This window comes from Streptomyces sp. NPDC005955, assembly GCF_042871255.1.
Taxonomy (GTDB): domain Bacteria; phylum Actinomycetota; class Actinomycetes; order Streptomycetales; family Streptomycetaceae; genus Streptomyces.
In genome coordinates, this window is record NZ_JBIAIF010000007.1 from 246,269 (window position 1) to 265,473 (window position 19,205).

At 73.5% G+C, this 19,205-nt stretch carries 21 protein-coding genes; 15 read left to right on the plus strand and 6 right to left on the minus strand.

Features of this window, described 5'->3' with window-relative positions; translation table 11 throughout:
- Positions 1-91 precede the first annotated feature (91 nt).
- The 4 genes from alr (at position 92) to ACFYOU_RS19680 (ending at position 3,387) form a co-directional block, all read left to right on the plus strand.
- On the plus strand, positions 92-1,279 hold the full coding sequence (gene alr / locus ACFYOU_RS19665) for an alanine racemase (protein ID WP_391307093.1): 1,188 nt from the start codon (positions 92-94) through the stop codon (positions 1,277-1,279).
- Positions 1,276-2,568 (plus strand): alpha/beta fold hydrolase, encoded by a 1,293-nt coding sequence (locus ACFYOU_RS19670; protein WP_391307094.1) that lies wholly within the window; start codon positions 1,276-1,278, stop codon positions 2,566-2,568. The genes alr and ACFYOU_RS19670 overlap by 4 nt, the downstream gene beginning before the upstream one ends.
- Positions 2,522-3,073, plus strand: coding sequence for a tRNA (adenosine(37)-N6)-threonylcarbamoyltransferase complex ATPase subunit type 1 TsaE (gene tsaE, locus ACFYOU_RS19675; RefSeq protein ID WP_391307096.1), 552 nt, complete (start codon positions 2,522-2,524; stop codon positions 3,071-3,073). The genes ACFYOU_RS19670 and tsaE overlap by 47 nt, the downstream gene beginning before the upstream one ends.
- Before the next feature lie 116 nt (positions 3,074-3,189).
- Positions 3,190-3,387 carry a hypothetical protein gene (locus ACFYOU_RS19680; RefSeq protein ID WP_391307098.1) on the plus strand — a complete coding sequence of 66 codons (198 nt, stop codon included), beginning with the start codon at positions 3,190-3,192 and terminating at the stop codon, positions 3,385-3,387.
- 105 nt (positions 3,388-3,492) lie between these two features.
- Here ACFYOU_RS19680 and ACFYOU_RS19685 read toward each other — a convergent pair whose 3' ends face one another.
- Positions 3,493-4,047, minus strand: a complete 555-nt coding sequence (locus ACFYOU_RS19685; protein WP_389767192.1) for a hypothetical protein — start codon at positions 4,045-4,047, stop codon at positions 3,493-3,495.
- A gap of 148 nt (positions 4,048-4,195) precedes the next feature.
- Here ACFYOU_RS19685 and tsaB point away from each other — a divergent pair, with 148 nt between their 5' ends.
- Genes tsaB through ACFYOU_RS19705 form a run of 4 tightly spaced genes read left to right on the plus strand, consistent with a single transcriptional unit; the run spans position 4,196 to position 6,864 of the window.
- Positions 4,196-4,849 carry a tRNA (adenosine(37)-N6)-threonylcarbamoyltransferase complex dimerization subunit type 1 TsaB gene (gene tsaB, locus ACFYOU_RS19690; RefSeq protein WP_389767194.1) on the plus strand — a complete coding sequence of 218 codons (654 nt, stop codon included), beginning with the start codon at positions 4,196-4,198 and terminating at the stop codon, positions 4,847-4,849.
- A 17-nt stretch (positions 4,850-4,866) separates the two neighbouring features.
- Positions 4,867-5,451, plus strand: coding sequence for a GNAT family N-acetyltransferase (locus ACFYOU_RS19695; protein WP_391307250.1), 585 nt, complete (start codon positions 4,867-4,869; stop codon positions 5,449-5,451).
- A complete protein-coding gene (gene tsaD, locus ACFYOU_RS19700) occupies positions 5,444-6,613 on the plus strand; it encodes a tRNA (adenosine(37)-N6)-threonylcarbamoyltransferase complex transferase subunit TsaD (RefSeq protein WP_391307100.1) in 1,170 nt (389 codons plus the stop codon). The genes ACFYOU_RS19695 and tsaD overlap by 8 nt, the downstream gene beginning before the upstream one ends.
- Positions 6,610-6,864, plus strand: coding sequence for a hypothetical protein (locus ACFYOU_RS19705; protein WP_389767198.1), 255 nt, complete (start codon positions 6,610-6,612; stop codon positions 6,862-6,864). The genes tsaD and ACFYOU_RS19705 overlap by 4 nt, the downstream gene beginning before the upstream one ends.
- A gap of 12 nt (positions 6,865-6,876) precedes the next feature.
- Here the strand turns inward: ACFYOU_RS19705 and ACFYOU_RS19710 are convergent, their stop codons facing one another.
- Positions 6,877-7,638: a TetR family transcriptional regulator gene (locus ACFYOU_RS19710; RefSeq protein ID WP_391307102.1), complete on the minus strand. Its 762-nt coding sequence runs from the start codon at positions 7,636-7,638 to the stop codon at positions 6,877-6,879.
- A gap of 54 nt (positions 7,639-7,692) precedes the next feature.
- Between ACFYOU_RS19710 and ACFYOU_RS19715 the strand changes: the two genes are divergently transcribed.
- Complete coding sequence (locus ACFYOU_RS19715) at positions 7,693-9,147, plus strand: MFS transporter (RefSeq protein WP_391307104.1); 1,455 nt, start codon at positions 7,693-7,695, stop codon at positions 9,145-9,147.
- A gap of 15 nt (positions 9,148-9,162) precedes the next feature.
- Here the strand turns inward: ACFYOU_RS19715 and ACFYOU_RS19720 are convergent, their stop codons facing one another.
- Positions 9,163-10,470, minus strand: a complete 1,308-nt coding sequence (locus ACFYOU_RS19720) for a methyltransferase domain-containing protein (protein ID WP_391307106.1) — start codon at positions 10,468-10,470, stop codon at positions 9,163-9,165.
- Here ACFYOU_RS19720 and ACFYOU_RS19725 point away from each other — a divergent pair.
- From ACFYOU_RS19725 to groL, 4 genes are all read left to right on the plus strand, one after another.
- Positions 10,469-11,524, plus strand: coding sequence for a polysaccharide deacetylase family protein (locus tag ACFYOU_RS19725; protein ID WP_391307107.1), 1,056 nt, complete (start codon positions 10,469-10,471; stop codon positions 11,522-11,524). The two genes, ACFYOU_RS19720 and ACFYOU_RS19725, sit on opposite strands and share 2 nt — an antisense overlap.
- Positions 11,521-12,348 (plus strand): polysaccharide deacetylase family protein, encoded by an 828-nt coding sequence (locus ACFYOU_RS19730; protein WP_391307109.1) that lies wholly within the window; start codon positions 11,521-11,523, stop codon positions 12,346-12,348. Before ACFYOU_RS19725 ends, ACFYOU_RS19730 begins: the two co-directional genes overlap by 4 nt.
- 259 nt (positions 12,349-12,607) lie before the next feature.
- Positions 12,608-12,916: a co-chaperone GroES gene (gene groES, locus ACFYOU_RS19735; RefSeq protein ID WP_073792836.1), complete on the plus strand. Its 309-nt coding sequence runs from the start codon at positions 12,608-12,610 to the stop codon at positions 12,914-12,916.
- 126 nt (positions 12,917-13,042) lie between these two features.
- On the plus strand, positions 13,043-14,668 hold the full coding sequence (groL, locus tag ACFYOU_RS19740) for a chaperonin GroEL (RefSeq protein WP_389767207.1): 1,626 nt from the start codon (positions 13,043-13,045) through the stop codon (positions 14,666-14,668).
- Between the two features lie 580 nt (positions 14,669-15,248).
- Here the strand turns inward: groL and ACFYOU_RS19745 are convergent.
- Both ACFYOU_RS19745 and ACFYOU_RS19750 read right to left on the minus strand, forming a co-directional pair.
- Positions 15,249-16,022 (minus strand): SDR family NAD(P)-dependent oxidoreductase, encoded by a 774-nt coding sequence (locus ACFYOU_RS19745; RefSeq protein WP_389767209.1) that lies wholly within the window; start codon positions 16,020-16,022, stop codon positions 15,249-15,251.
- 47 nt (positions 16,023-16,069) lie between these two features.
- The gene (locus ACFYOU_RS19750) at positions 16,070-16,738 is read right to left on the minus strand and encodes an MOSC domain-containing protein (protein WP_389767211.1); all 669 of its coding nucleotides are present in this window, start codon (positions 16,736-16,738) and stop codon (positions 16,070-16,072) included.
- Positions 16,739-16,829: 91 nt separating this feature from the next.
- Here ACFYOU_RS19750 and ACFYOU_RS19755 point away from each other — a divergent pair, with 91 nt between their 5' ends.
- Positions 16,830-17,771 carry a LysR substrate-binding domain-containing protein gene (locus ACFYOU_RS19755; protein ID WP_391307252.1) on the plus strand — a complete coding sequence of 314 codons (942 nt, stop codon included), beginning with the start codon at positions 16,830-16,832 and terminating at the stop codon, positions 17,769-17,771.
- An 86-nt stretch (positions 17,772-17,857) separates the two neighbouring features.
- Here ACFYOU_RS19755 and ACFYOU_RS19760 read toward each other — a convergent pair whose 3' ends face one another.
- Positions 17,858-18,184: a WhiB family transcriptional regulator gene (locus ACFYOU_RS19760; protein ID WP_389767213.1), complete on the minus strand. Its 327-nt coding sequence runs from the start codon at positions 18,182-18,184 to the stop codon at positions 17,858-17,860.
- 396 nt (positions 18,185-18,580) lie between these two features.
- Between ACFYOU_RS19760 and ACFYOU_RS19765 the strand changes: the two genes are divergently transcribed.
- Positions 18,581-19,192 (plus strand): response regulator transcription factor, encoded by a 612-nt coding sequence (locus tag ACFYOU_RS19765; protein ID WP_003948568.1) that lies wholly within the window; start codon positions 18,581-18,583, stop codon positions 19,190-19,192.
- Positions 19,193-19,205: the final 13 nt, after the last annotated feature.

The window sequence follows — 19,205 nt, forward strand, 5'->3', positions numbered from 1 at the left end:
TCAGGGGCGCGGGGAACTGCGCGGAACCGGAACGCACCCCGCAGGGAACCGCGCAGGGAACCGCACACCACCAAGTGCGACAATCGGCGCGATGACTCAGACACCACCGCAGCCCGGCCGAGCCCGCGCAGAGATCGACCTGAACGCCCTGCGCGCCAACGTCCGCGCCCTGCGCGCCCGCGCACCCCGGTCCGCCCTGATGGCCGTCGTGAAGTCCGACGGCTACGGTCACGGCGCGCTCCCCTGCGCCCGCGCGGCGATCGAAGCGGGCGCGACCTGGGTCGGCACGGCCACCCCGCAGGAAGCGCTCGCCCTGCGCTCCGCGGGCATCGGCGGCCGCATCATGTGCTGGCTGTGGACCCCAGGCGACCCCTGGCGGGAGGCCATCGAAGCGGACCTCGACGTGTCGGTGAGCGGGATGTGGGCGCTCGCGGAGGTCACCGCCGCCGCCCGGGAGGCGGGCCGCCCCGCCCGCATCCACCTGAAGGCCGACACGGGCCTCGGCCGCAACGGCTGTCAGCCGGCCGACTGGCCGGAACTGGTCGCCGCCTCGCTCGCCGCCGAGGCCGCCGGCACCGTCCGCACCGTCGGCCTGTGGTCGCACCTCGCCTGTGCCGACGAGCCGGGGCACCCCTCGGTCACCGCACAGCTCGAAACGTTCCGGCGGATGGTCGGGTACGCGGAGGGCGAGGGGGTGCGCCCCGAGGTGCGGCACCTCGCCAACTCCCCCGCCACGCTGACCCTGCCGGAAGCCCACTTCGACCTGGTCCGCACGGGCATCGCGATGTACGGGGTGTCACCCGCGCCCGAGGTGGGGACGTCCGCGGCGCTCGGACTGCGACCGGTGATGACGTTCAGCGCCTCGGTCGCCCTGGTCAAGCACGTACCGGCCGGGCACGGCGTCAGCTACGGGCACCGTTTCGTCACCGACCGGGAGACCACCCTCGGGCTGGTCCCCGTCGGCTACGGCGACGGCGTCCCCCGGCACGCCTCGGGCCGGGGCCCGGTCCTGGTCGGCGGTGCGTGGCGGCGGGCCGCGGGGCGGATCGCGATGGACCAGTTCGTGGTGGACCTCGGTGGCGAGAAGCTCCAGGAGGGCGCCGAGGCCGTGCTGTTCGGTCCGGGTGACCGGGGCGAGCCCACCGCCGAGGACTGGGCCGAGGCCGCCGACACCATCGCGTACGAGATCGTCACCCGGATCGGCGCCCGGGTGCCCCGGGTCTACCGGGGCGTGCACGCCCCCGGGGGCGCGGGGACGGACCCCGGGGGCGACGCGTGAGCGGCGACCCGGCGCCCGGCGTGACGGAGGCCGTGACGGACGTCGTGGCAGGGGCCGTGACGGGCGCCGTGTCGGCCGGGAACTGGCGCCGGGGCGCGGGCATCGCGGGCATCGCCATCGGCGTGGTCGCCGCGGCCGCCGCGACCGGGGTCGCCGTGGAGCGGCTGACCGTGAGCCGCAGCGTGCGCCGCAAGGCCAGGACCGCCCTCGACGCGGCCGGCCCGTACGGCGAGCTGCGGGGCACCTCCGGGACCGCGGTCGCCGACGACGGCACCGCGCTGTCCTACGAGGTGGAGGAGCCGGGCGACTTCGGCGGCACCGGCGGACCGGGCCAGGGCCCGGGGGCGGGCCGGCGCGGACCCTTCCGGCGCCGCGCCACCGCGCCCACCACGGTCGTGTTCAGCCACGGCTACTGCCTCAACCAGGACGCCTGGCACTTCCAGCGGGCCGCCCTGCGCGGCCTGGTGCGCACCGTCTACTGGGACCAGCGCGGGCACGGCCGTTCCGCCCGCGGCCCGGTGGCCTCGGCGGCCGGCGAACCCGTCAGCATCGACCGGCTCGGCCGCGATCTGTTGGCGGTCATCGAGGCCGCCGCCCCCGAGGGCCCGCTCGTCCTGGTCGGCCACTCGATGGGCGGCATGACGGTGATGGCCTTCGCCGCCGAGTTCCCCGAGCTGGTCCGGGAGCGGGTCACCGGGATCGCCTTTGTGGGCACGTCCGCCGGACGGCTCGCCGAGGTCAGCTTCGGGCTGCCCGCGGTCGGGGTCAACGCGGTGCGGCGGGTGCTGCCCGGGGTGCTGCGGGTGCTGGGGCCGCGCGCCGAACTGGTGGAACGCGGCCGGCGCGCCACGGCGGACCTCTTCGCGGGGGTCGTCAAGCGGTACTCCTTCGCGAGCCGTGACGTGGACCCGGCCGTCGCCCGGTTCGCCGAGCGGATGATCGAGGCCACGCCCTTCGAGGTGGTGGCGGACTTCTACCCGGCGTTCGCGGAGCACGACAAGAGCGAGGCGCTCGCCGGTCTGGACGGGCTGCCGGTGCTGGTGCTCGCCGGCGAGCAGGACCTCATCACCCCCGCCGCACACAGCGAGGCCGTCGCCGAACGGCTCGACGGCGCGGAACTCGTCCTGGTGCCCGACGCCGGCCACCTGGTGATGCTGGAGCACCCCGGCACGGTCACGGACCGGATCGCCGCGCTGTTGGTCCGGGCGGGAGCCCTGCCGGCAGGCACTACCGTGAACGGTTATGGAACCGAGCGCGCACCGAGCAGGACCGCGGGCGACGACGGCTGAGCCCGTCACCGCGTCGATCACCGTCACGTCCCCGGAGCGCATGCGGGAGCTGGGCCTGCGGCTCGCCGCGCGGCTGCTCCCCGGCGACCTGGTGATGCTCACCGGGGAACTGGGCGCGGGCAAGACCACCCTGACCCGCGGCATCGGCGAAGGGCTCGGCGTGCGGGGCGCCGTCACCTCGCCGACCTTCGTGATCGCCCGGGTGCACCCGAGCCTGGTCGGTGGCCCCGCGCTGGTGCACGTGGACGCCTACCGGCTGGGCGGCGGGCTCGACGAGATGGAGGACCTGGACCTCGACGTGTCGCTGCCCGAGTCGGTGATCGTCGTGGAGTGGGGCGACGGCAAGGTCGAGGAACTGTCCGAGGCGCGGTTGCACGTGCTCATCGACCGGGCGGTGGGGGACACCACGGACGAGGTCCGGACGGTGACCCTGCGCGGCTACGGGGAGCGGTGGGCGGCGGCGGGGTTCGCGGGGCTCGTCGCACCCCCGGGTGACGGTTCCTGACACGTTCCGACAAGCTGTCGGGAAGATGTTGCGCGGGGGTGCCCGTCCGTGGTCACATGGAGCGGAGAGGTTAGGTCTGCCTAACCATTTTGCCCCCGGAGCACCAGGAGGCGCCCATGTCGGCGACCGAGCGGGTCGAGCCGCCGAGCGCGGCGGTGCCGATGGACGTGCTGCTCGCCGCCTGTGCCGCGGCGCGTGCGGTCTCCACCCCGCCCGTCATCCCGCCATCCGCTGTGGACACGGACACGGCCACGGGGATCGTCTCCCGGCCGGGCCCGGTGCACGAGCGTCACGAAGGCCCCCGGGCCGCCTAGCCGAGCCCGTCGGAGCGGCCGTCGGGCGTTCGCCCGCGGGTGTGCGGTGGTTGCACGGACACGGCCCCGCGCCCCCGGTGCACGCCGCAGCGTGCGTACGCGCACTCAGGGGATGACCACGACCGGCGTGTTGATCACCGCGAACTGCCACATCGCATCGCCGTCCGGGCGCGTGGAACGGATGCCCCCGGTGCGGCGGGTGCGGTCGGGCGGCCGCACGGAACCGTTCACGGCCGCGCTGAACCCGATGCTCACCCCGTCCTGCGAGGTGAACCGCACCACGTGCTCGATGCCGACCCCGTCCGATCCGGCGGTGTTCCCGGTACGGGACGTGACGAAGTACGAACCGGGCTCCGGATCGACCGTGCTGGGCGTCACCCGGTACGTGCGCCGCACCTTCTCGCGCTCGCCGACCAACCACACCCGGTCGTCCGACAGCGCGTAGACGACCCGCGGCCCGGTGCCCGCCCCGGAGGGCAGCGCGGTCGGATGGTTGCGGTCGCGCTCCACGGCGGGCGCGGTCGCGGCGGTCGAGGCGCCGGAGGAGGTCCCGGCGAGCCCCTCGGGCACGGTCGCCGACGCCTGGTAGGCGAGGAAGCCGACCGCGGTGAGCGCCACCCCGGTGAGCCCGGCCACGATTCCCGCGCTGCTCCCTGCCACCACGTCACCTCTCGTCCACCGCCGGGCCGGACCACCGCCCCGTACGGGACGGTCACCGTCCGTGAGGGGTCGTACGGCGACCGTAGCAGCAACTGCGGAGCTGACCGGGACGGCCGTGCCCCGGCCGCCGGAGCCGTACGCTGTTTGTGTGCTGCTGCTCGCTCTCGATACCGCCACCCCCGCCGTCACCGTCGCGCTCCACGACGGCTCCGCCGTGGTCGCCGCGTCCTCGCAGGTGGACGCCCGACGCCACGGGGAACTGCTGCTCCCCGCGGTCGACCGGGTGCTCGCCGAGGCCGGGGTGGAGCTCCCGTCGGTCACCGCGCTCGTCGTCGGCACGGGCCCCGGCCCGTACACCGGACTGCGGGTCGGGCTGATGACCGCCGACACCCTGGGCCTGGCCCTCGGGGTGCCCGTGCACGGAGTGTGCACGCTCGACGGGCTGGCCCACGCGGCGGGGCTGGACGGCCCGTTCGCCGTGGCGACCGACGCCCGCCGCAAGGAGGTCTACTGGGCCCGGTACGCGGACCCCCGCACCCGGGTGTCCGGTCCCGCCGTCGACCGGCCCGCCGACATCGCGGACGAGTTGGCCGGGCTGCCCGTGGTCGGCGCCGGTGCCCGGCTGTACCCGGACGCCTTCCCCGACGGGCGCGACCCCGAGCACGTCAGCGCCGCGGCCCTCGCCTCGGTGGCCGCCGAACGGCTGCGGGCGGGCGTGGCCCTCGATCCGCCCCGCCCCCTCTACCTGCGCCGACCCGATGCGCAGGTCCCCAAGAACTACAAGGTGGTCACCCCCCAGTGACCGCCGCACTGCGCGAGATGCGCTGGTGGGACATCGACCCCGTGCTCGCCCTCGAACGCGAGCTGTTCCCCGAGGACGCCTGGTCCCGGGGCATGTTCTGGTCCGAGCTGGCCCACGCCCGGGGCCCCGGGGCGACCCGCCACTACGTGGTGGCCGAGGACGACTCCGGACGGCTCGTCGGGTACGCGGGACTGGCCGCGGCCGGCGGCGGGTCCGCCGAGCCGGGCACCGAAGCCGCCGACCCCGCCGGCCCCGCCGTCGACGGAGCGGTGGGCGACGTACAGACCATCGCCGTCGCCCGGGACCAGTGGGGCACCGGGCTCGGCGCCCGGCTGCTCACGGACCTCCTCAAGCACGCCACGGCGTTCGAGTGCCGGGAGGTGATGCTGGAGGTGCGGGTCGACAACGTACGGGCCCAGAAGCTGTACGAGCGCTTCGGCTTCGCCCCCATCGGCGTGCGGCGCGGCTACTACCAACCGGGCAACGTCGACGCCCTGGTGATGCGCCTGGAGATGCAGGGGCCCGCCGGCCGGGGCGCCCCCGCCCCCGCCCCACCGGCAACAGAGCACGGAACAGAAGGAACCGGGACCACCCATGGCTGACGAACCCCTCGTCCTCGGCATCGAGACCTCCTGCGACGAGACGGGCGTCGGCGTCGTCCGGGGCACCACCCTCCTCGCGGACGCCATCGCCTCCAGCGTCGACGAGCACGCCCGCTTCGGCGGGGTCGTCCCGGAGGTCGCCTCCCGGGCGCACCTGGAGGCGATGGTGCCCACCATCGAACGCGCGCTCAAGGAGGCCGGGGTCGCCGCCCGCGACCTCGACGGCATCGCGGTCACCGCGGGCCCCGGCCTGGCCGGCGCCCTGCTCGTCGGCGTGTCCGCGGCCAAGGCGTACGCCTACGCCCTCGGCAAGCCGCTGTACGGGGTGAACCACCTGGCCTCCCACATCTGCGTCGACCAGCTCGAACACGGTCCGCTGCCGGAGCCGACGATGGCCCTGCTGGTCAGCGGCGGCCACTCCTCGCTGCTGCTGTCCTCGGACATCACCTCCGACGTCCGGCCGATGGGCGCCACCATCGACGACGCGGCGGGGGAGGCGTTCGACAAGATCGCCCGGGTGCTGAACCTCGGTTTCCCCGGCGGCCCCGTCATCGACCGCTACGCGCGCGAGGGCGACCCGAAGGCCATCGCCTTCCCCCGCGGACTGACCGGACCGCGGGACGCCCCGTACGACTTCTCGTTCTCCGGGCTGAAGACCGCGGTGGCCCGCTGGATCGAGGCCAAGCGCGCCGCGGGCGAGGACGTGCCGGTGCGCGACGTGGCCGCCTCGTTCCAGGAGGCCGTGGTCGACGTGCTGACCCGCAAGGCCGTGCGGGCCTGCAAGGACGAGGGCGTGGACCATCTGATGATCGGCGGCGGGGTCGCCGCCAACACCCGGCTGCGGGCGCTGGCCGCCGAGCGCTGCGAGGCCGCGGGCATCCGGCTGCGGGTGCCCCGGCCGAAGCTGTGCACCGACAACGGGGCGATGGTCGCCGCGCTCGGCGCGGAGATGGTCTCCCGGAACCGGGCCGCCTCCGATTGGGAGCTGTCCGCCGACTCCTCGCTGCCGGTCACCGATCCGCACGTGCCGGGCCGGACCGCGGACGAGGAGCCGCCGGCCGCCCACGGACACGGCGGCGGTCACGCCCACGCCCACGGGCACGGCCACGCCCATGACCACGACCACGTGCACGAGCTGGCGAAGGACAACCTGTACTCATGACCCTCGCGTTGATGTGGGAGGCGGCGGCGGTCACCGGGCGCGGCGCCGAACTCCTGGCCTGGGCCCGGGACGCCCGCCCGGCCGGGCGGGCGCTGCGGCGCGAGACGTTCACCGCACCCGGCGACCGGGTCCTCGTCATCACCTGGTGGCCGGCCGACGTCGACGCTCCGGAGGAGCTGCCCGACCCGCCGGCCGAGCTGGTCCGACGGGCCGTCCACCGTTGGCGGTTCACCTCGGTGGGCGTCGAGTAGCGACCGCCCGGCTCAGGCCCCGCCGTCGGTCCGGGGCCCGAGCAGCCCGTCGAGCACCAGCCGGAGCTGGCGCTCCAGGTCGTACGACTGGGCCAGTTGGATCCAGCGGTCGGCCAACGAGGTCAGCAACGGGAGTTCGGCCGCGTCCTGTTCGGTGAGCAGCCCGTCGGGGAAGTTCCGGACCCGGCCGGGCTCCGCGGCCCGCCGTTCCATCGCGGCCCGGAACACCAACTCGCCGTAGACGCAGTGCCACACGGTCCGGTACGCGCGCACCGCGTCGTCCGCGCTCAGCCCGCAGGCCATCGCCGCTCCGATGAACTCCTCCATGATCCACAGCGCCCCCTTGTCGGTGAGGTCGCCGAGGCTCAACACGTCCACCACCCAGGGCATCCGACGCAGCGTCCGGTACATGTGCAGGGACATCGCGATCAGCCGCTCGCGCGGGTCCTCGGGCAGTTCGGGCCGGGGCACCGTCCGCGCCATGCCCGACAGGGTCAGCATCAGCAGCTCGTCCTTGTCCCGGACGTGGTGGTAGAGCGCCATCGGCGTCGTCCCGACCTCCTTGGCGACCCTGCGCATCGACAGCGCGTCGACGCCTTCCTCCTGGAGGATGCGGCGGGCGACCGCGACGATCCGCTCGGGGTCGATCCGGCGGGGCCGGCCCGCCTTCCGCCCGGCCTTCCGCGGAGCCGCGGCCGCGTCGCCGCCGGGGCCGCCGTTCGTCCCGCCCGTCCCACCCGCGTCGGTGCTGTCGGTGCTGTCGTTCGTCGCCACCGTCACATTCTCCCCCTCTCCCTATTTCTATACGTGTAAAGTAAAGTCCGGGCCATGGTGAACCATTCCCCTCGGCACGCCCTCTTCCTGCCGGTGGTGCTGACCGTCCAGTTCCTCGTCGCGCTCGACATGTCGGTGGTGAACGTCGCCCTGCCGGACGTCCGCGCCGACCTCGGCTTCGCGCCCGAGGACCTGACCTGGGTGGTCAATGCGTACGCCCTCACCTTCGGCGGGCTGCTGATGCTCGGCGGACGGCTCGCCGACCTGGTCGGGCGGCGGCGGGTGCTGATCGCCGGCTTCGCGCTCTTCGGCCTCGCGAGCCTCGCCGCCGGCCTCGCCTCCGGGCCCGGCTGGCTGATCGCCGCCCGCGCGGTCCAGGGCGCGGGCGCCGCCGCACTGGCCCCCGTGGCGCTCGCCCTGATCACCGTCGGGTACCCGGCGGGCCCGGAGCGCTCACGGGCGCTCGCCCTGTGGGGCGCGGCGGGTGCGCTGGGCGGGGCGGTCGGGGTGCTCGCCGGCGGGCTGCTCACCGACTGGACCGGATGGCGGGCCACCATGCTGGTCAACGTGCCCGTGGTGCTGCTGGCCGGGCTCGCCGCCCGGATCGCCGTGCCCGTCGACCGGCGCACGGGCGACCGCCCCGTCCTGGACGCCGGTGGCGCGGTCCTGGTCACCGCCGGGACGACCGTCCTGGTGCTCGGCCTGGTCCGGGCCGAGGAGATCGGCTGGGGCGCGGGCGCCACCCTGGCCACGCTCGGCACCGCCCTCGCGCTGCTGCTGGTCTTCGCGGCGGTCGAGGCCCGGCACCGTCGACCGCTGCTGCGGCTCGGGCTGTTGCGGCTGCGGCCGGTGCTGTCCGCGAACGTGTTCTCGCTGCTCCTGTCGGCCGCTCAGTTCGGCGCCTTCTACTTCGTCTCGCTCTACCTCCAGCAGGTGTTGGGGTACGGGCCGACCACGACCGGGCTGGCGTTCCTGCCGTTCTGCCTGGGCCTGATCGTGGGTTCGGTGATCGCCGCGAAGACCATGGCACGGTTCGGCGTGCGTCCGCTGATGCTCACCGGAGGGCTGCTCGGGGCCGTCGGGCTCCTCTACTGGGCCCTGGCGATCACGCCCGACAGCGGTTTCTGGTCCGTGATGTTCGTGCCCTCGCTGGTCTCCAGCATCGGCATCGGCCTGTGCTTCGTCCCGTTGGGCACCGCCGCCACGAGCGGGGTGTCGGCGCACGAGGCAGGCATGGCGTCCGGGCTGCTCACCACCTCCCGGCAGATCGGCGGTTCGGTGGGGCTCGCGGTGCTCGTCGCGGTGGCCGCCCGGGCGGGCGCCGCGTCGGACGGCGACCCGCGCGGTGCGCTGACGGACGGTTACTCGGCGGCGTTCCTCGTGGCCGCGGCGATGCTCGCGGGGGGAACCCTGTTGGCCGCCCTGGTCTACCGCGCCCCGGAGCCCGCCGCCCCGGGCCCGTCGTCCGCGCCTACGCCCGCCCCCGCCCCCGCCGACCGCCCGGCGTAGGGGCGCGCCGGGGGTCTACGTCCCGTTCGGCACCGGGTGGCCGATCAGCATCGTCGGGGCGCCGGCCACCCGGGTCAGGAACACCGTGGCCGCATGCGGGCCCTGGGGCCGCACCTTGCGCCGCAGTTCCTCGGGTTCGACGGCGGACCCGCGCTTCTTGACGGTGAGGACGCCCACCCCCCGTTCCCGCAGCAGCGCCTTCAACCGCTTGACGTGGAACGGGAGGTGGTCGGTCACCTCGTACGCGGTGGCGAACGGCGTGGGGCGCAGCACGTCGGAGGTGACGTACGCGATGGTCTCGTCCAGCAGCCCGCCGGACACCTCCGTGGCCACCGAGGCGACGAGCCGGGCCCGGATCACCGCGGGGTCGGGCTCGTACAGGTACCGTCCGACCTCCCGCACCGCCGGGTCCGGGGGCATCGCGGCCAGCGGGGCGGTGAGGGAGTCGCCGCCGGGCAGCAGGGTGGAGCGGCGGGAGTCGGGCGCGCCCGTCCCGAACCACAGCACCGCCTCCTTGAGGTCGCCCCGGTCGGAGATCCACTCGGTCTCCACGCCGTCCGGCACGGCCTCGTGGGGGATGCCCGGTGCGATCTTCAGCGCCCCGCGGCCGGCCGTCCGTACCGCGTCGACCGCCCAGCTCAGCGGGGGTGAGTACGCCTCGGGGTCGAAGATCCGGCCCCGTCCGCCCCGGCGCGCCGGGTCCACGAACACCGCGTCGTACCCGTCGGTGGCCACCTCGGTCACGTCCGCCTCGCGGACCTCGATCAGCTCCGTGAGCCCCAGGGCCCGGGCGTTGGCGCGGGCCACCGCGCAGGTCAGCGGGGAGCGGTCGACGGCCAGCACCCGGATGCCCGCCCGGGCCAGGGCGATCGCGTCCCCGCCGATGCCGCAGCACAGGTCGGCGACCGAGGTCACCCCCGACTCCCGCATCCGGCGCGCCCGGTAGGTGGCCACGCTGGTGCGGGTGGCCTGTTCGACCCCGTCCGGGGTGAAGAGCATCCGCGCCGCGTCGACCGCCCCGAACTTCGCCACCGCCCGTTGCCGCAACCGGGCCTGCCCGAGTGCGGCGTTCACCAGTGCGGCGGGGTGCTCGCGGCGCAGCCGGGTGGCGACGGCGAGTTCCCGGGCGGGTTCGGTGTCGCGGACCTCCTCCAGGAGGGCGCGGCCCTCGTCGGTGAGGAGCGCGGCGAACTGCGCCTCGGGCGCGGGGTGCGGATCGGTGGTGCTCACCGGGCCATTGTGGGCCAGTCGGTGGACGGTCCGGTGCCGGTGGGCGGTGTCGCCCCGGGGTGCGCCGGGGGCGCTGACAGGATGCGGCCCCATGCGACTAGTACGACAAAACGAACAAAATACGGAAAAGGGTCCTCTCCGGGGTGGCGAGCGGGACGGGCGAGTCGGTCGCGCGGGGCGCGGGTCCGCACGCCCCGGGGTCCTCACCCGGTCCCTCGTCACCGCCCTCGCCCTCACCGTCGCCACGACCGCCCTCGCGGGCTGCGGCACGGAGACCGAGCCCGCCAAGCCCGCCGCCTCCGGTCGGGCGGGCGGCGCCCCGGGCGAACGTGCCGAGCAGGGAAAACAGGCCAAACAGGCCAAGGGGGCCAAGGGGGCCAAGGAGGCGAAGGAAGCCGCGGAGGCCGCCGCCGCCCGGAAGCGGACGATCGCCGCCGCCCGACTCGCCACCGCCAAGCGCTGGGGACTCGCGAAGGCCCCGCTGACCGCGCCGCCCCCGCCCGCCGTCAAGCCGAAGACCACCACCAGGGCCGGCTTCGAGGTCGAGGGCCACGAGGACCTGCCACCGGTCTTCACCACGATCCCGACCAAGGACAAGGTCGTCTTCCTCACCATCGACGACGGCGCCGACAAGGACCCGGCGCTGATCAAGATGCTGGAGGAACTCGACGTCCCGTACACCGCGTTCCTCAGCGACTACCTGGTCAAGGAGGACTACGGCTACTTCCGCAAGATGCGCGACGCCGGGGTCACCCTCAACAACCACACGCTGACCCACCCGTACCTGCCGGGCCTGTCCTACGCGCAGCAGAAGCACCAGATCTGCGGGATGCAGGACGTCCTCCAGAAGCAGTACGGGACCCGCCCCACCGTCTTCCGGCCGCCCTACGGCAACTACAACGAGGACACCCTGCGCGCCGCGAAGGCGTGCGGCATCACCCAGGTGCCGCTGTGGAACGAAGAGGTCTTCGTCGACCGCTGGGAGTACCGCGAGTACGACAAGAGCCTGCGGCCCGGCGACATCGTCCTCACCCACTTCCGCGGCCGCAAGGACTGGGACGGCACCATGCCCGACACCATCCGCCGGTTCCTGACGCTCATCACCGACCAGGGCTACGCCGTGGCGAAGTTGGAGGACTATCTGTGAGTGCCCGCGGGCGGTCCGGACGACGCGTTCCCCCGCGCCGGCTGGCCGCCCTGCTGGTCGCCGCGGCCCTCGCCCCGGCCCTCACCGGCTGCACGCACCCCGCCGACCGGGCCGACGGGGTGCACCGGACCGCCCCGCGCGGGGGCGACCCGGCACCCGGCCCGGCGCCGGACGCGCACCGCCGCTGGGGGCTGACCGCACCGCTCACCCCCGCCCCGAGGCCCGCGCGCCCGGGCGGGGCGAGCGCCCCCGGCGCACCCCCGGTCGCCGACCTCGCGCCGGTGATCGACCGCGTCCCCACCCGGGACCCGGTCGTCTTCCTGATCTACGGCGACGGCGTGGGCCAGGACCCCCGGTTCGGCGAACTCGTCCGTGACCTGCGCCTCCCGGTCACCGTCTTCCTCACCGACCGGGCCCCGGGTCCCGGCCACGCCGAACTGGCGCGGCTGCGGCCCTTCGGCGTGGACGTGCAGAACCACACCCTCGACCACCCCTACCTGCCGGGCCTGCCCTACGTCGGGCAGCGCGCCGAGATCTGCGGCCAACGCGACAAGCTGCACGGCCGCTTCGGCATCCGGCCGGACCTGCTGCGCCCGCCGCACGGGGCCCATGACCGCGCGACGCTACGGGCCGCCGCCGACTGCGGCATGGCCGCCGTGGTCACCGGTCGACCCGTCCCCGCCCCGGACGCCCCGCTGAACCCCGGGGACGTGCTCGTCGCCGACCCCCCGGCGGGCACCTCCGCCACCACCGCGACCCTCCGGCTGCTGCGCCGCGCCCAGGCCCGGGGCCTCGCCGTCGCCCGGCTCACCGACTACGTCTGACCCCGTCCGACCCCCGCGGACCCGGCCCGACGACTGCCTTCCGGGGGCCGTTGAGGGGGGCGTTCCGGACGCTCGGACGGAGGGCGCGTTGGCACTCCGCTTGACCGAGTGCTAATCGCGGTCATAGTCTCGGCCCTGGCACTCTCCACTGGTGAGTGCCAGCAGCGACAGGCAGGTCCGGCACCCGCGACGACGGATCCACCTGGTCGCCACCTCAGACAGTTAACCCCGTGAGATCTCCGAAGGGGGAGGTCGGATCGTGACGACCACCAGCTCCAAGGTTGCCATCAAGCCGCTCGAGGACCGCATTGTGGTCCAGCCGCTCGACGCCGAGCAGACCACGGCTTCGGGCCTGGTCATTCCGGACACCGCCAAGGAGAAGCCCCAGGAGGGCGTCGTCCTGGCCGTGGGCCCGGGCCGTGTCGAGGACGGCAAGCGCGTCGAGCTCGACGTAGCCGTCGGCGACGTCGTTCTCTACAGCAAGTACGGCGGCACCGAGGTGAAGTACAACGGCGAGGAGTACCTCGTCCTCTCGGCCCGCGACGTGCTCGCGATCATCGAGAAGTAGTTCACCGAGCGCAACGAATCTTGTTGTGTGCTGCGCCCCTGGCCCCCCGCGAAGCTGAGCCGGGTGCCGGGGGCGCGGTCCGTTCACCGCTTTTCCTGCAGTTTCTGAGAGGGCTGAACCGCTCCCATGGCGAAGATCCTGAAGTTCGACGAGGACGCCCGTCGCGCCCTTGAGCGCGGCGTCAACAAGCTTGCCGACACCGTGAAGGTGACGATCGGCCCCCGTGGCCGCAACGTCGTCATCGACAAGAAGTTCGGCGCCCCGACCATCACCAACGACGGCGTCACCATCGCCCGTGAGGTGGAGATCGAGGACCCCTACGAGAACCTCGGCGCGCAGCTGGTGAAGGAGGTGGCGACCAAGACCAACGACATCGCGGGTGACGGCACCACCACCGCCACCGTGCTGGCCCAGGCCCTGGTCAAGGAGGGCCTGCGCAACGTTGCCGCCGGCGCCTCCCCGGCCTCCCTGAAGAAGGGCATCGACGCCGCGGTCAAGGCCGTCTCCGACGAGCTGCTCGCCACCGCGCGTCCGATCGACGAGAAGTCCGACATCGCGGCCGTCGCCGGGCTCTCCGCCCAGGACCCGCAGGTCGGCGAGCTGATCGCCGAGGCCATGGACAAGGTCGGCAAGGACGGTGTCATCACCGTCGAGGAGTCCAACGCGTTCGGCCTCGAACTGGACTTCACCGAGGGCATGGCCTTCGACAAGGGCTACCTGTCGCCGTACTTCGTGACGGACCAGGAGCGCATGGAAGCCGTCCTGGAAGACCCGTACATCCTCATCAACCAGGGCAAGGTCTCCTCCATCCAGGACCTGCTGCCGCTGCTGGAGAAGGTCATCCAGGCGGGTGGCTCCAAGCCGCTGCTGATCATCGCCGAGGACGTCGAGGGCGAAGCCCTGTCGACCCTGGTGGTCAACAAGATCCGCGGCACGTTCAACGCCGTCGCCGTGAAGGCCCCCGGCTTCGGTGACCGCCGCAAGGCGATGCTCGGCGACCTCGCCACCCTCACCGGTGCCCAGGTCATCGCCGAAGAGGTCGGCCTCAAGCTCGACCAGGTCGGCCTGGACGTGCTGGGCACCGCCCGCCGCGTGACGGTCAGCAAGGACGACACCACCATCGTCGACGGTGGCGGCAACTCCGAGGACGTCGCCGGTCGCGTCGCGCAGATCAAGGCCGAGATCGAGAACACCGACTCCGACTGGGACCGCGAGAAGCTCCAGGAGCGCCTCGCCAAGCTCGCCGGCGGCGTCTGCGTGATCAAGGTCGGTGCCGCGACCGAGGTCGAGCTCAAGGAGAAGAAGCACCGTCTGGAGGACGCCATCTCCGCGACCCGCGCCGCGGTCGAGGAGGGCATCGTCTCCGGTGGTGGCTCCGCGCTCGTCCACGCCTCCAAGGTGCTGGAGGGCAACCTCGGCAAGGAGGGCGACGAGGCCACCGGTGTCGCCGTCGTCCGTCGCGCCGCCGTCGAGCCGCTGCGCTGGATCGCGGAGAACGCCGGCAAGGAGGGCTACGTCATCGTCTCCAAGGTCGCCGAGCTGGAGGCCGGACACGGCTACAACGCGGCCACCGAGGAGTACGTCGACCTGGTCAAGGCCGGCGTCATCGACCCGGTCAAGGTGACCCGCTCCGCGCTGGAGAACGCCGCGTCCATCGCTTCGCTGCTGCTCACGACCGAGACGCTGGTCGTCGAGAAGCCGGCGGAGGACGAGGGTGACGCCGGTCACGGCGGTCACGGCCACTCGCACTGAGTCTGACGCTTGAACGGTGACGGGCCCCGGCCCGGCCCCCTCCCCAGGGGTGCCGGCCCGGGGCCCGCCTGCGTCCACCTGGCGGTGCGCGGTTCCCTGCGGGGTGCGTTCATCTGGCGGTGCGCTGTCCTGCGGGGTGCGCTGCTGTTTCGCGCAGTTCCCCGCGCCCCTTAATCTCGGTGCGTCCCGGTGGGGGTTCGCTGTTCCCCGCGCCCCTGGATCTCGGGCGCTCCTCGCCGTCGTCACCTGACAAACCCGGACCCCGATTAAGGGGCGCGGGGAACTGCGCGAATCCCACCACGCACCCGCACAGAACAGCGCACCGCCAGGTGAACGCCCCCGACAGGGGCGCGGGGAACTGCGCGAGCAACCACAGCGCACCCGCACAGAACCGCGCACCCGGGCCAGAACGCCCCCGACAGGGGCGCGGGGAACTGCGCAAAACAGCAGCGCACCCGCGCAGGACCCCGCACCGGCAGGTGGACGCACCCGATAGGGGGCGCGGGGAACTGCGCGGAACGGCAGCGCACCCCGCAGGGCAGCGCACCCCCACGCGGACGCACCTGCACAGGACAACGCGTCAGCGAGGCCCGTACTTGCGCCCGGTCGAAGCGGTGACCCCACCAAGCAGGGGCCGCGGCGCCAACTTCGCGAGCCCCATCAGCGCCTTGTACCGGGGATCGGGAACGGAAACGACCTTGCCCCGGGAGAGGTCGCCCAACGCCGCACCGACCACCTTGTCCGCGTCCAACCACATCCACCCGGGGATGTTCTCCGTACCCATCCCGGCCCGCTCGTGGAACTCCGTACGGACGAACCCGGGGCACAGCGCCATCAGCCGCACCCCCGAACCGTCGAGGTCCTTCGCCGCGCCCTGGGTGAACTGCACGACCCACGCCTTGGACGCCCCGTACGTGCCGCGCGGCAGGAACGCCGCGACGGAGGCCACGTTCACGACCGCCCCGCGCCCCCGCTCCCGCATCGCCCCCGTCGCCGCGGCCGTGATCCGCAGCACCGCCTCGCAGTGCACCTTGAGCATCGTCAACTCGTCGGCGACCGGCACGTCCAGGAAACGACCCTTGTTCCCGAAGCCGGCGTTGTTCACCAACAGGTCCACCGGCCGCCGCGGTTCGGACGAGCGGGCGGCCACCGCTTCGATCCCCTCGTCCGTGGCGAGGTCGGCACGGAGCACCTCGGCCTCCACCCCGTGCCGGTCGTGCAGTTCGGTGGCCTGCGCGCGCAGCCGCTCGACGTCGCGCGCCACGAGTACCAGGTCGTGGCCGTCCGCGGCGAGGCGGCGGGCGAACGCCGCGCCGATACCGGCGGTCGAACCCGTGATCAGAGCCGTAGTCATGGGGCAAGGTTAGTGATCGCCCGGCCCGGCCCGGTGGCCCACCCGCTTCACTGCGCGTACTTCTCCCGGTACGCCAGCGCCAGTTCACGGGTCTCCGGGTGCAGCGCGTCCCCGGCGACGAGCACCCGGGGCAGCAGTTCGCGCCGGGTGGTCAGGGCACGGAACTCCGTCAGCACGGTGATGTCGTGGTCGGGCCGGTGCACGACCTCCACCGGATCGCCCGCGCGGACCTCACCGGGGGTGATCACCCGCAGGTACGCGCCCGGGGCGCCCTTCTCGGTGAACCTGCGGACCCAGCCGCGTTCCCCCAGGAACCCCGCGAACGTCCGGCACGGTATGCGGGCCGAGGACACCTCCAGCACCAGTTCCCCGCCGACCCGCCAGCGCTCGCCGATCAGCGCGTGCGTGATGTCGACGCCCTCGGTCGTGAAGTTCTCGCCGAAGCAGCCGGCGGGCAGCGCGCGGCCCAGGTCGGGTTCCCAGTCGTCGAGGTCCTCGCGGGCGAAGGCGTACACGGCCTGGTCGTTGCCCCCGTGGTGGCGGAGGTCGCACACCGCGTCCCCCGCGAGCCCGCTGCCGCCGATGCCCTTGGGCCCCGGTGCGGCCACCCGCAGCGGACCGGTCACCGGGCGTTTGTCGATGCCGGTCACCCCGTCCAGCTGCTTGGTGTAGGGGACGGCCTTCGGCCTGCTGGCATTCAGTGACAGAAGCTTCATGCTTCGCACGTTATGCACCCCGAGCTGAAAGTGTCGAAGCATTATTCCGGTGGACATCCAAGGGGTGCTTATGCTCGCGTACCATGGCGGGGTGATCGAGGCCCGTCATCTCCGTGTCCTGCGTGCGGTCGCCGCCACCGGTTCCTTCTCCGCGGCGGCCCGTGAACTGGGCTGTACCCAGCCCGCCGTGAGCCAGCAGATGAAGGCCCTGGAGGCGTCCTCCGGCACCCCGCTGATCGTCCGCGCCGGCCGTGAGATGCGGCTGACCCAGGCCGGCGAGGCCCTGGTGCGGCACGCCGCCGGCATCCTCGCGGGGCTGACCGCCGCCGAGGAGGAGGTCGCCGCGATCGCCGGGCTGCGGGCGGGCCGGGTCCGGCTGGTGTCCTTCCCCAGCGGTAGCTCGACCCTGGTCCCGGCGGCCCTCGCCGCCCTGCGCGCCGCCCACCCCGGCACCCGGGTCTCCCTGGTGGAGGCGGAGCCGCCGCGCTCGGTGGAGATGCTGCGCGAGGGCGACTGCGACGTGGCGCTCGCCTTCCACTACGCGGACCCGGCCGGGACGGAGAGCGCGGAGGGTACGGTCGAGGGGGCCGGCGGGCGGTTGCCGGAGGAGTGGACCGACCTGACGGTACGGCCGCTCTTCGCGGACCGGCTGGTCGGTCTGGTCCCGGAAGGGCACCCGCTCGCCGACGCGGGGACGGTCCGGATCGAGGAGTTCGCCGACGACCCCTGGATCGCGGGGTGCCCGCGCTGTCGCCGCCAACTCGTGGACGTGTGCGAGAACGCCGGGTTCACGCCCCGGATCGACTTCGCCACCGACGACTACCCGGCGGTGACGGGACTGGTCGGCGCGGGGCTCGGCGTGGCGGTGCTCCCGGAACTGGCCCTGGAGTCGGTCCGGCCCAAGGGGGTGCGCACCGTGACGGTGGAGCCCGCCGTACGGCGGCAGATCGTGGCGCTCACCCTGCCGGACCTGGCGCAGGTCCCGGCGGTCGCAGCCACCCTCGACCACCTCGCACGGGTCGCCCGGCACTGACGGCGTACGGGGGCGGGCCGCCCGCGCGCACGAGGCCCGGTGCGGGTGGCCGGCTCGCCCGTCCGGGGCGAGAGGAAACGTTTCCCTCAGTGGGGGCGGGGCGCGCTGTGCGCCGAGGTCGCCGGGACCAGCCGGTTGCGGGCCCGTCCCATCAGTTCCTCGCGTTCGTCCTCGGTGAGTCCGCCCCAGACCCCGTAGGGCTCGCGCACCTGGAGCGCGTGCGCGGCGCACTCGGCCCGCACCGGGCAGCGCATGCAGACCTCCTTGGCCGAGTTCTCGCGCGCACTGCGTGCCGCACCGCGCTCGCCCTCCGGGTGGAAGAAGAGCGAACTGTCCACCCCGCGGCAGGCCGCGAGGAGCTGCCAGTCCCACAGATCGGCGTTCGGTCCGGGAAGGCGGGAGAAATCTGCCATTGCGTGTCCCCTTCAGCGTGCGTACAGCTGGTGGCCGTGCCGACGCGGACAGCGCCCACGACGCTACAACTACTGTCGAAGAAGATGAAAATATGACTCTTTGCGAATCTAGCCTCAGACACCGGTGAAAGTGAAGAAAAGCCGCTAAATGGGGCATCGGTCTTGACGAAAGCTTTCTCATCACGCGCCGTGCCGAGGGAGTGTCGGACCCCTCACGTAGAGTGCCGAAGGTGGCTGAGTGACCCGTAACTCTTTCGGGTGACCATCGTTGAGAGGTCCGGAGGCGGTTGAGCAAACAAGCGCTCGGGCACACGTCCGGGAGCGTCAACCGCACAGGTGACGATTCGTACCAGCCTGGAGGCTCAAGGTGACGCGCATCAGCTGCGGAGGGCGGTCATGACTTCCGTCCTCGTCTGCGACGACTCCCCGCTCGCCCGGGAGGCACTCCGCCGTGCGGTGGCGACCGTGCCCGGCGTCGAGCGGGTCACGACGGCGGCCAACGGCGAGGAAGTCCTCCGCCGCTGGGGTGCCGACCGCTCGGATCTGATTCTGATGGACGTGCGCATGCCCGGACTGGGCGGTGTGGAAACGGTGCGGCGGCTGCTCTCCGCCGACCCGGGCGCCCGGATCATCATGCTCACGGTCGCCGAGGACCTCGACGGGGTCGCCCTCGCGGTGGCCGCCGGCGCCCGCGGCTACCTGCACAAGGACGCCTCGCGCGCCGAACTGCGCGCCACGGTCACCCAGGCGCTGGCCGACCCCACCTGGCGGCTGGCCCCCCGGCGCCTCAGGTCGGCCGAGATGGGCGCCGCGCCCACCCTCACCGCCCGGGAGATCCAGGTGCTCGAAGGCATGAGCCACGGCCGCTCCAACGCGGAGATCGGTCGCGAGCTGTTCCTCTCCGAGGACACGGTGAAGACCCACGCCCGGCGGCTGTTCAAGAAGCTCGGCGCCTCGGACCGCGCGCACGCCGTGGCGCTCGGATTCCGGTGGGGCCTGGTCCGCTAGGAGGATCGGTGCC